Raw genomic sequence first — 11,828 nt, forward strand, 5'->3', positions numbered from 1 at the left:
ATACTACCCCTTACTGCGTTTATTTTCTTTAAGCCTTTGTGATAAATAAACATACTCTACTATTTTCTTTTTATCATTAAATAGCTTTTTCTCCATAATTGTTTCTACCAAAATGGTTGCAAGCTTATCTTCATCATGCCTTATATACCCTTTTCCAATTTTAACAAAATCACTCTTAATTACCTCTATGCCTTGCTTTGTAATTTCATCTTCATTTATCTTAACCATATTGGAATTATCGTTAAGATATTTTTGTTCTAAATCACTACCTATTTTCCCTATATTTACTAAAACGCAATCAATAACCTTGCATTTAGCATGCTGATGTATAGCATTTATATGGTCTTTCACACCAAAGTTATCACTTTCCCCTGGCTGAGTCATGATATTTGCCACATAAATTCTTAAGGCTCTCGTTTTATCTAATGCATTTCTTATTTCCCCTACTAATAGATTGGGAATAATGCTAGTATATAGGCTTCCCGGTCCGAGTATTACCGCATCCGCCTCATTTATAGCAACTAATGCTTCTTTAATTGCTTTCGCGTCTTTAGGTTCTATAAAAACCTCTTCAATAGCACTATTATTTTCAAGAACAGCTTTTGGTATATTTGATTCTCCATCAATTATCATTCCGTTCTTAAGTTTCGCTTTTAAAATCATATTGTCTAAAGTAACTGGGATAACCCTTCCAGTTACAGCCAGGACTGAACTCATTTTCTGCACAGCTTCTTCGAAATTATTTGAAATTCCATCCATCGCTGCTAAAAATAAATTACCAAAGTTTTGGTCCTTTAATCTTCCATCTTTAAATCTATAGCGCAATAATTCGTCCATTAGTGGTTCCGTGTCTGCTAATGCTAATATACAATTCCTAATATCCCCCGGGGGAAGAATCCCTAAATCTTCTCTTAAAACCCCTGATCCCCCACCATCATCTGCTACTGTAACTATTGCAGTTATATTATTGGTATATTTCTTTAATCCTCGGAGCATAGTTGATAAACCAGTACCTCCTCCGATTACTACAATTTTAGGTCCTTTTATAAGTACCCTCTTTTCAAATATTAAATCCCCTAAGCCTTTTGAACTTATAGCTACATCTAGCTTTCCTGTATTTACTAGTATAATAAAATATTTAACAATTTGTATTATAGCTACATATATCATCAACGACCCAATCACTATGAAAAGTATCGGAAAACTTATACTTCCCACAGAAGAATGTCCTTCATTTATAAGTTCAACAACACCAAAAACTAATAACAAGACACCCATAATTCCTAGAAAAATCCATCTTTTCAAGTTGATTCCAGGTTTCAGAAAATCACTCAACATCATAGCTTGTTGCCGCCTCTACTCACGTCTTCATTTATATCCCTGTGATCTATATTAGCGTTATAACCATCTTGTTCTAACATTTCATGGATTTTATTTGCTATAGCTACCGATCTGTGTCTTCCCCCAGTGCATCCTATAGACACTATGAGTTGTCTTTTTCCCTCTTTTTTATAATTTGGAATAAGAAATTGTAGCATATCTTGAAGCTTCTCTATAAATACTTTAGTCCCCTCGCACTGTAATACATAATCTCTAACTGGTTGGTCATTACCTGAGTACTGCTTAAGTTCTGGAATATAATATGGATTTGGCAAAAACCTAACATCAAATACTAAATCTGAATCCACAGGTATTCCATATTTAAATCCAAAAGAAAGCACAGTTATAATAAGTTTAGTTTCTATCTGACCTTCCTCTGCATAAATATTATTTATTTCTTCTGTAAGCTCTCTTGCTGAAATTTTCGTAGTATTGATTATATGGTCAGCACGCTCACGTATATCCTTAAGTGTTTTCCGCTCAGAAGCAATTCCATTTAAAACCCTTCCCTCTGGTGCTAGCGGATGTTTTCTCCTTGTCTCTTTATATCTTTTAACAAGTACTTCATCTGTTGCTTCTAAAAACAAAATTTCATATTTATAATCTTGTTCTTTTAAAAAGGTTAAGCTTTCAAATAAATCATCAAAAAACTTTCCACCTCGAATATCTATAACTAAAGCAATTCTATCTATATTCCCGTTAGATTGATAACACGCCTCCGCAAATTTCGGAATCAATATAGGTGGCAAATTATCCACACAAAAAAATCCTAAATCCTCAAGATTTCGTATTGTTTGTGTTTTTCCAGCGCCTGATAACCCTGTCAATATAACAAATCTCATTTAAAAACCCCCCTATATAAAAAGAGCTTTCACGGAAACTCCTTAGCTCCTGTGATTACTCATTTTTAGTATCATTAATTTTTGTTGATTCCCCCACTTTTTTTGCATAAAACACTTGACAAGCCTGTAAAATTTTGCGGTCCTCCTCTTAAAGACATGTTTTAATAGGAGGATTATTTTATGCTTAAAAATTGGAGCTCTCATGCTGATTATCAGCAATTTATTATTTTAAATCTCTCATGTTTCTACAAAGCTTTTCCTAAAAAAATTATAGAACTTGAACCTTCTATCTCTAAGTTGTATTGCTTAGACTTAGATATTCTTAGAGAGATATTAAAACCTTATTATTCTAATATTGGTAGACCTGCAACTCTTCAACCTGAGATATTTCGTTCATTTTCTTTAATGCTTTTTCAAAAGGAAACAAGCATTACCAACTGGGTTAAAAAGATTCATGCCTGTGAGTTACTTGCAACCTGTATAGGCTGCACTAAAAATAATGTCCCATCACTTGGTGCTCATTATGATTTTATCTCTAGATTATGGCTTTCAAATCTGTCTACCGACAGGGTAAACCTAAAAAAAATATATTCGTATAAGAAGAAACCCTCTAAAATTAAGGCACCCGGGAAAAATAAAAAGCTTCCTAATAAAAAAACTGGTGTTGTTAAGAGAATTTCAGATTTTTTTGAAGCTGGTCGCTCATTTTCCCTAAGAGCCGAAAGGCTGCTTCAAAAAATATTCTCATTAGTTGCTGTAGAACCCTCTTTTAATCTTAACTTAATAGAAAAAGATAACCTTACAGTTGGCGGCGATGGTACTTGTGTTCACTGTAAGTCTTCTTACTATGGTTCTAAAGTTTGTGACTGCCGTGAAAATGGAATTTACGATTGCAAATGCCCTCGTAGACTTTCTGACATAAATGCTAATTGGGGTTGGGACAGCCATGAAAATCGTTGGTTTTATGGCTACACTCTCTATGCTTTATCTGTCTATAATAAAAAATATAAGATAGATCTACCTATTTATCTACGATTTGTAGAGGCAAGCAGACACGACAGTGTCACTGGAATAGTAGCATTAGCTGAATTTAGAGAACTGTTACCGCAGTTCACTATATCAAATTATGTTCTTGACTCAGCTAATGATAACTACCCTACATATGAATTATGTTCTAAATGGAACATTAATCCCTTTATTGATCTGAACTCCAAAAACAAAGGAAATTCAAAATATCCAGTTACTCTAGATATTAATGAAAAAGGATTTCCTATCTGTATTGGTGGCCATGAAATGGTCTATAACGGTTATGAAAAAAGTCGTTCACGCCTTAAATGGCGTTGCCCTTTAGTTTTAAAAAAGGTTGCTAGTTGCTCTTGCTGTGAACAGTGCTCACCTTCACCTTATGGGCGAGTAATCTACACTAAACCATCATGGGATTTGCGGTTGTTTACTCCTGTGCCTCGCGGCTCAAAACAATGGAAAACTATTTATAAAACTAGAACCTGCTCAGAACGTATAAACAATCGTATTCTAAATGATTATAAAATTCATACTTTACGAATACATGGTAAAAAACGTTATTCATTTATGACTATGATTGCTGGAATTAATATTCATCTAGATGCAAGACTTAAAGTTTCAGGTTTTAGTATTTTAAATTTATTAGAGTAGCTGTTTGACAATTAAGTACTTTTTTCTGAAAATTCCTGCATCGTGTAGGCTTGTTTGCTATACCTATTTTTATTCCTAACTGCTCTCTGAACATAAAATTTATAGCACTATAATGACTCTATACATAATTAAGTTTTACATATTAGTTTCCGTGACTACTCAAAAAAAGTAATAACTACTACAACTGTTAATATTTTAATATTAATAATAAATTCGCTTTAAAGGCTCACTTACTGCATTGTACTAGCATAGTTTCACTTTTTATTATAACACATGGAGCGTTTATAGAAAGGTAAACATAAAAAAGAAAAAAAGTATATCTTACTATTAGTGCATTCACTTCAATGCATTATACGTAATATATACTTTTTTTGCGCATAAAAATATTTGTTATTTATTTATAAAATTTCTTTTAAAGCTTTTATAAATAACTCATTTTGTTTTAGTGTACCAATTGTAACCCTAAGCCATCGGGGCATACCTAATAAATGTCCTGGTCTTACAATAATACCTTTTAAAAGTAACTTATCAAAAACTTCCTTATCATCAATTTTTGTATCCACCATAAGAAAATTAGTGTTCGTTTCTATGTACTGCAGATTCATTAACTCAAATTGCTTATATAAATACTTTTTTCCAGCTATATTTGTTTCAGATACTAGTTTTAAAAACTCTTCATCCCTAAGTGCTGCTACCGCTGCTTTTTGTGCATATAAATTAACATCAAAAGGCCCAATAACTCTATTAAGATATGAGCATAATTCCTCGCTAGCTATTCCATATCCACATCTTAGAGATGCCAATCCGTAATATTTAGAAAAGGTTCTTAGAATAATCATATTAGGGTAATCATTTAAATATTCTAAAGAATTCGGGAATTCTTCTGAAGTTACATATTCATTGTAGGCCTCATCCATAATTATTAATACATGGTTTGGTATTTTGTTTATTACTCTCGCAAATTGTGCTTTAGTAAATATAGTTCCTGTAGGATTATTAGGGTTACAAAACCATATGATTCTTGTTTTCTCAGTTATTGCATTTACCATTTTTTCTATATGTATTGCATTATTATCCATAGGTATTACGATACTAGTAGCTCCCATAAGTTTTGTTGAATCCTCATACCTAGAGAAGGTAACCGCCGCCGTTATAGATTCATCTCCTGGCTCTAAAAAAGTGTTTGCAATTACTCTGATCAATGAATCGGAGCCTGTACTGCACACAATCTGTTGGGGATTTACCCCAAGTTTTGCGCTTATTACATCCTTCAATTCGTGATTTGATGCATCTGGGTACATATGAGTTTCCTCTACTAATTCTCTTAATGCTTTTTTTACCTTTGGCGAACATCCTAATGCATTCTCATTGGACGCAAGCTTTACAACCTCCGCAAGCCCCAATTCTCTCTTAACTTCACTTATAGGCTTGCCTGCCTTATAACTCCTTAAACCCAAAATTTCTTTACGTACCATGTATTCCATAATTTCCCCCTATATGATTATACTTACTCCTCCTTGGAAGCTCGTTCGTCTTCTCCCCATATCTTTACTTCAGTAGTAAGCTTTACCTCAAATTTCTCATAAACTACATGCTGCACAAGCTTTATCAAATCCAATATATCCTTCGCACTAGCATCTTTTTTATTAATAATAAAACCAGAATGTTTCTCAGACACTTGAGCATCCCCAACGCAAGTACCCTTTAAATCGCAATCTTGTATAAGAACACTTGCATAATGACCCTCTGGTCTTTTAAATGTACTCCCCGCTGATGGGTATTCTAAAGGTTGTTTATCACTTCTTTTTTTCGCAAGGTCGTCCATCCTTGCTTTTATAATCTCCTTATCTCCTTCTTGGAGACAAAGGGTAACACTTATTACCGTATATCCGTGTTTTAGAATAGCGCTACTCCTATAAGAAAGCTCCATTTCGCCTTTTGTTAAAGTTAATAATTCTCCATTATTATCAAGAGCTAATATACTCTCCATAACCATAGACATTTCACCATTATATGCTCCTGCATTCATAGCTGCCGCACCACCAATGCTACCTGGAATTCCATTTGCAAATTCCATACCTTTAAGTCCTTCACCCAGTGCCACCATGGTAACATCATATAAACTTGCTCCACTTTGAGCGATTACTTTATTTCCTTTTACCTCAATTTTATTAAACTTACATAGCTTTATAACTACTCCGCGAATTCCACCATCACGTACAAGTAAATTAGAACCATTTCCTATTAAATAATAATTTACATTATTATCTTTACAAATTTTTATTATTGACTGAGCTTCCATCACATCTTCCGGAGTCACTAAAATATCAGCTGGTCCCCCTACTTTAAAGGAAGTATGATTTTTCATAGGCTCATCTATCTTTATGTTTGATCCTCTAGTAACTTTATCTATTTGTTTAATTAGTTCCTCATATTTTTTCATATTCTACTCCTTGAAAATATTAATATATTTACATAATTCCAGAGCATAAAGCATATAATATATGCTTTATGCTCTGGAATTATATAGTGCTTTTATTTTACCCTTTTTACTAAGATATTTCAACAATTTAACTAATCATTATTAATTATTAATCTTTCTGACATATTTGATTATTATTTCAATATTCTCTATTTACTCTTTTTAAAATATTCTAAAACACATTCCGAGGCCTTACTGTCCATAGAGGGAGTCTCCATTAGTTCCTTAACACTTGCACTTTTTATCCTATCAATGCTACCAAATTTCTTTAGTAACTCTCTTCTTCTCTTTTCCCCTATATTAGGTATATTATCCAATATAGAATACAGAGTTCTTTTATCTCTTAAAGTTCTGTGATAAGTAATAGCGAATCTATGGACCTCATCTTGTATTCTAGTAATCAAGTGCATGCTTTGAGAATTGCCTCTCATAACTCGCTCTACATTATTATATATTAACCCTCTAGTTTTGTGCTTGTCATCCTTAACCATTCCACATACAGGTATATTAATATTAAGACTATTTAAAACCTCAAGGGCCACATTGACCTGCCCTTTTCCACCATCCATAAGAATTAAATCAGGAAATATACAGAACTTTCCTTTACTTAATTCTAAATTTCTTTCTTTTATTTTTTCCACTTCATCTAGTCCACGAGTAAACCTTCTCTCTAGTATTTCTCGCATACTATCATAATCGTTAGCTCCTATAACTGATTTTATTTTAAACCTTCTATAATCACTACTTTTAGGCTTTCCATCTTCAAAAACCACCATACTACCTACAGAATCCACGCCCATTATATTTGAGATATCATAGGATTCAATTCTTTCAGGTATTTCATCCAGTTCCAATAAGCCTGTAAGCTCCTCCAGTGCAATTTTGTGAATTTCCTTATCCTGCATATCCTTTAATTTAAATTGTTCAAGGGTTATCTTAGCATTATTTTCTACCATCTCTAATGTCTTTTTCTTTTCTCCCTTTTGAGGAACCTTAATCATAACTTTTGATTCTTTTTTGGAGCTGAGCCACTGCTCTAGAATCTCTCCCTCATTTATGAACGGCACATATATTGTTTTAGGAATAAAGGCTGCCCCTCCATAAAATCTCTTTATAAATTCTTCTATAAGCTCATGTGCTACCTGGTCCGCTTCATCATTTAAAATAAAATGTTCACGTCCTACTATTTTACCATCTCGAAGAAAGAACACCTGAAGGCAAACATCTTTTTCATCAACATATAGATTAATAAAGTCTTCATTCTCGCAATTTCCTATTATAATCTTTTGCTTCTCATTTATTTTATCTATGGCCATGATTTTATCGCGAAACACCACCGCTTTTTCAAATTGTAAATCTTCCGATGCATTTTCCATTTTTCGCTTTAGCTCATCTTTTATATTCCTGTCTTTTCCTGCAAGTAGCTGCATTGTACCTTTTATGATTTCCCCATAATCTTCTTTACTAATAAGCCCCGCGCAAGGGCCTTTGCACAGCCCAATATGATAGTTCAAGCAAGGCCTAGTAGGGGACAGTCCCTCTTTAATAGTTCGCCTACACGTCCTAAGTGGGTATATTTGTTTTATAAGTTCAATAATGCTATATACAGCTGCTGAATCTGTATACGGCCCATAATATTTTCCGCCATCATTTGCAATGTTTCTAGTTACAAAAACACGTGGAAATTCCTCATTTATAGTTATCTTTATAAAGGGATAGTGTTTATCATCCTTAAGTAAAATATTATATCTTGGGCTATATCTTTTAATAAGATTACATTCTAAAATAAGTGCCTCCATTTCCGAATCCGTTACTATATATTCAAACTCAGATATATTTTTCACCATAGCCTTTACTTTTACAGAATGATTTTTTGAACCCTTAAAATATTGCCTTACTCTATTTTTTAATATTTTAGCCTTACCCACATATATTATTTCACCAAGATGATTACTCATAAGATACACTCCTGGTGCATCTGGAAGAATCTTTAGTTGATATTCAAAATCAAACACATTAGCACCCCTTTAAAAATGTCGTTAAATTTCCTGGGCAATATACTACAAATTGCTCCACATATCATGTAGCTATCTTATTTCTAATAAGAAAGCCAGATATTATTTCAATATCTGACTTTCTTTACTATTATATGCATATATTTTTACGCTTTATTTTAAATAACTTTCAATAAGATCTCTAGTTACTTGGGCAGCTTTTTTACCACCAACTCCACCCTCTTCTACAATTACCGATATGGCAATTTCAGGATTATCATAGGGTGCAAATCCAGTAAACCAGGAATGAGCACCTCTTTGTGCACTAGCATCAGCTTTATGATCTGCAGTACCCGTTTTTCCACTAACCTCAATGCCTGACACAGCTGCATTAGTTCCTGTACCTTCAGTTACAACGCCTCTCATTAAATCCTTCATGGTACTAGCATTTTCCTTTGATGTCACTTCTCCTAGTTGCTTCGGTTCTATTTTTTTTAAAGATTTACCTTTGCTATCCAATATTTCTTTAACAAGCATTGGTTGCATCATAATACCATCATTAGCAACAGCGCTTACAACTAATGCCATTTGCATAGGAGTAGCTAAAACCTCCGCCTGACCTATAGCACTTTGAGCGATATTACCTTTCTCATAGCTTTTATAGCTTGGGAATCTACTATTCTCTATAGTTAACCCTTCAGATGGGATATTCTTGTTAAAATAAAACTTTTCTGCGGTTTCCTTTAGTGCTTTATTTCCTAAATCAATACCTAAAGACCCAAAAAACGCATTACTAGAATGTTCATAAGCAGATTTAAAATCTAAACTTCCTAAAACCTCGCCATCATAGTTTGTCAACAGTTGTGTTCCATTGACAACTAATTTACCATTATCCTGGTATCCCTTATTATAAACATTAGTGATATTTTCTAAAGCGCTTATCGCCGGAATAGTTTTAAATACAGACCCTGGTGGATATAATCCAGATGTCGCCCTATTAAGTAGTGGTGTACCTTCTTTATCTGCATTTAAATCTTTCATATCTCTTTCTAAATTATTTGGGTCATAAGACGGATTAGATACCATAGCTAAAACTTCTCCAGTTTTAGGATTCATCGCCACTATCGCACCTTTACATCCTGTATCCTTTAAAAGCTCATAAGCTTTGTTTTGAAGCTTTGAATCAAGAGTAGTTCTTAATCCATTTCCAACTTTCTCTTCAGTATCTTTACTGAAGAAAACAAACTTTGGAATTGCTGTCTCTCCAGCCCCCATAAGTTCTTTATCGTATTTTTTTTCAAGACCAGCAAGATTATATACGGTATCCATATACCCTATAGCATGGGCAAACACTGGACCCTTTAAATATTCCAACGTTTGAGAAGTTTCACTTGTTTTCGTACTTTTTGTTAAAGCTTTCATATCTTTATCGTAAATTGTTCCCCTTAATACCCTATTTCTCTCAGCCGAAGTTCTCCTATTATATGCACTATCTAAAGTCTTTTCGCTCCTAAACATATATGAATAAGTTATGTAGGAAATTAAAGCAATAAAAAATATTAAAAACACCAACATGACTTTTTTTATATTATCCACAAAATCATTCATAACTTTGACCGTCCTCCGAAATTTTTTGAAGTATCCCTAGTGCAAAGAAAGTTATTAACATAGAACTACCACCGGAACTAACTAATGGTAGTGTTATACCTGTTAGTGGAATAGCTCCAACTACCCCTCCTACTATAACCAATACTTGGGCAGCTATCATTGTGCTATAACCCACCGCAAGTAGTCTTGTAAATTTATCTTTGCTATAAACAGGTACCCTCATGCATCTATAAAACAGTAAAAAATATAAAATAAGGATAGCAAAGCCAGTAAGAAGGCCCATCTCCTCAGCAATAGCGGAAAAAATAAAATCTGTAGTGACTACAGGAACCATTCCAGGGTGCCCAAGCCCAAAACCCGTTCCAAAAAGACCACCGGAAGCTATAGAAATTAAAGATTGTACCACCTGATGGCCTTCATTGCTACCATATTTCCATGGGTCATTCCAGATCATAACCCTTACACGAACATGTCCAAAAAGTTTATAGCTTATAAATCCGCCTATAATAAAAAGTCCTAAACATACTAGAACATATTTAGAATTTGAAGTAGCAATATATAACATGGTTACTGAAATAGCAAAAAATAAAAGTGCTGATCCTAAATCCGTTTGCTTTACCATGAAACCAAGGGATATCATAACTACAATTCCAGGCTCAATTAAGCCCTTAATTTTCATAAGCTCTGACTTTCCCTTAAGATTTTCTCCATAATTCTGTAATGATGCTGCTAAATATGCTACCAAAGATAATTTAGCAAATTCTGATGGTTGAAAAGTAAATCCACCAATAGATATCCAGTTTTTAGCTCCATAAAGCGACTTCCCAAATATACTTCCCAATGACATAAGTATAATAGTGCATACCAAATAAAAATATTTGTACTTTCCAAACTTAGATAAGCTAGGAAAAAGCACTACTACTAAGATGAATATGGCAATTCCAACTGCATAAAAAATAAGTTGTTTAAGTGCAAGAGATGAGTCTAACCTATATAACATGGCCATACCTATAACCGCTAAAACATTTGAAAACAGCAAAATATATTTGTCACCATCCGGGAAAAATCTTCTTATTATAAAATGAGAATACGCAAACATTAAGCATATTATTGCACACATTATTATTGCGCCTTTGTCAAACTCATTTTTACCAATAAGAAACATATTAATAAATAAAACTATGCATAGAAGATAAGTATACCTTAGAAGCTTCCGCTCCTCTTTTATCTTTTCCATACTATCACCTCTCTCGCACTCATAATTTACCCTATAACTTTAAAAATTGAAGTTCCTATTTTAATTTCATCGCCCTTTTTTATGATTACCTTGTCCGTTACTTTTTTGTTGTTTTTAAGGGTTCCATTAGTACTTCTCAGGTCTTGCAAAATATAATCTGTGTTTTTAAGATATATTCTTGCATGCTGAGATGACACGTATTTGTCCCCCAAAATTAAAAGATTATCTCCCTTTCTGCCTATGGTAAGCACATCGTTTAGAGGAATAACCGCACCGATTCTTAAATTAAAATTTTCTCCTCTTTCTATAACCTCAAGCCCCATAGTTTTCTTAATAACTGGTTTCTTCTTTGCACCACCTTTTATGTCCTTATACATTATTCTCAAAGCAAATATTATTATAATGTAAATAATCGCTATAATTGCATATCTCAAAAACAAGCTTATATTAGCCATAACTCACTTTCTCCTCTTTAAATCATAATCAAAGACTAGCATTAAATCATCTCCTGCGGAACTGCACATTTTAGCAGTAGATAAATTGGCGACTTCAGAAGGAGATTTACCCCTTTGTAGACCTCTAAAGGGGATACCAATTATTAATCGTTATCC

General features: G+C 33.4%; 9 protein-coding genes. 1 reads left to right on the forward strand and 8 read right to left on the reverse strand.

Annotated features, from left to right (window positions below):
* Positions 1-3 precede the first annotated feature (3 nt).
* A complete protein-coding gene (locus tag ACWJKS_RS15660) occupies positions 4-1,341 on the reverse strand; it encodes a gluconeogenesis factor YvcK family protein (protein ID WP_462959933.1) in 1,338 nt (445 codons plus the stop codon).
* Positions 1,338-2,222 (reverse strand): RNase adapter RapZ, encoded by an 885-nt coding sequence (gene rapZ / locus ACWJKS_RS15665; protein WP_462959934.1) that lies wholly within the window; start codon positions 2,220-2,222, stop codon positions 1,338-1,340. The genes ACWJKS_RS15660 and rapZ overlap by 4 nt, the downstream gene beginning before the upstream one ends.
* 180 nt (positions 2,223-2,402) lie before the next feature.
* Here rapZ and ACWJKS_RS15670 point away from each other — a divergent pair, with 180 nt between their 5' ends.
* Entirely contained in the window at positions 2,403-3,896 is a 1,494-nt protein-coding gene (locus ACWJKS_RS15670; protein WP_462959674.1) for a hypothetical protein, read from the forward strand.
* 398 nt (positions 3,897-4,294) lie between these two features.
* Here the strand turns inward: ACWJKS_RS15670 and hisC are convergent, their stop codons facing one another.
* The 6 genes from hisC to ACWJKS_RS15700 form a co-directional block, all read right to left on the reverse strand.
* Entirely contained in the window at positions 4,295-5,380 is a 1,086-nt protein-coding gene (hisC, locus tag ACWJKS_RS15675) for a histidinol-phosphate transaminase (RefSeq protein ID WP_462959935.1), read from the reverse strand.
* A gap of 23 nt (positions 5,381-5,403) precedes the next feature.
* Positions 5,404-6,339 carry a UDP-N-acetylmuramate dehydrogenase gene (gene murB / locus ACWJKS_RS15680; protein ID WP_462959936.1) on the reverse strand — a complete coding sequence of 312 codons (936 nt, stop codon included), beginning with the start codon at positions 6,337-6,339 and terminating at the stop codon, positions 5,404-5,406.
* Between the two features lie 188 nt (positions 6,340-6,527).
* A complete protein-coding gene (gene uvrC, locus ACWJKS_RS15685; RefSeq protein WP_462959937.1) occupies positions 6,528-8,393 on the reverse strand; it encodes an excinuclease ABC subunit UvrC in 1,866 nt (621 codons plus the stop codon).
* Positions 8,394-8,546: 153 nt separating this feature from the next.
* Entirely contained in the window at positions 8,547-9,980 is a 1,434-nt protein-coding gene (locus tag ACWJKS_RS15690) for a peptidoglycan D,D-transpeptidase FtsI family protein (protein WP_462959938.1), read from the reverse strand.
* Positions 9,973-11,217 carry an FtsW/RodA/SpoVE family cell cycle protein gene (locus tag ACWJKS_RS15695; protein WP_216302639.1) on the reverse strand — a complete coding sequence of 415 codons (1,245 nt, stop codon included), beginning with the start codon at positions 11,215-11,217 and terminating at the stop codon, positions 9,973-9,975. Before ACWJKS_RS15695 ends, ACWJKS_RS15690 begins: the two co-directional genes overlap by 8 nt.
* 26 nt (positions 11,218-11,243) lie before the next feature.
* Positions 11,244-11,672, reverse strand: coding sequence for an FHA domain-containing protein (locus ACWJKS_RS15700; protein WP_216302638.1), 429 nt, complete (start codon positions 11,670-11,672; stop codon positions 11,244-11,246).
* Positions 11,673-11,828 lie beyond the last annotated feature (156 nt).

Source organism: Clostridium sp. CM038 (assembly GCF_055081105.1).

Bases quoted from the DNA above. Each gene is read 5' to 3' on its own strand.
- ACWJKS_RS15660 (WP_462959933.1), bottom strand. From the start codon at position 1,341: ATGATGTTGAGTGATTTTCTGAAACCTGGAATCAACTTGAAAAGATGG.
- rapZ (WP_462959934.1), bottom strand. From the start codon at position 2,222: ATGAGATTTGTTATATTGACAGGGTTATCAGGCGCTGGAAAAACACAA.
- ACWJKS_RS15670 (WP_462959674.1), top strand. From the start codon at position 2,403: ATGCTTAAAAATTGGAGCTCTCATGCTGATTATCAGCAATTTATTATT.
- hisC (WP_462959935.1), bottom strand. From the start codon at position 5,380: ATGGAATACATGGTACGTAAAGAAATTTTGGGTTTAAGGAGTTATAAG.
- murB (WP_462959936.1), bottom strand. From the start codon at position 6,339: ATGAAAAAATATGAGGAACTAATTAAACAAATAGATAAAGTTACTAGA.
- ACWJKS_RS15690 (WP_462959938.1), bottom strand. From the start codon at position 9,980: ATGAATGATTTTGTGGATAATATAAAAAAAGTCATGTTGGTGTTTTTA.
- ACWJKS_RS15695 (WP_216302639.1), bottom strand. From the start codon at position 11,217: ATGGAAAAGATAAAAGAGGAGCGGAAGCTTCTAAGGTATACTTATCTT.
- ACWJKS_RS15700 (WP_216302638.1), bottom strand. From the start codon at position 11,672: ATGGCTAATATAAGCTTGTTTTTGAGATATGCAATTATAGCGATTATT.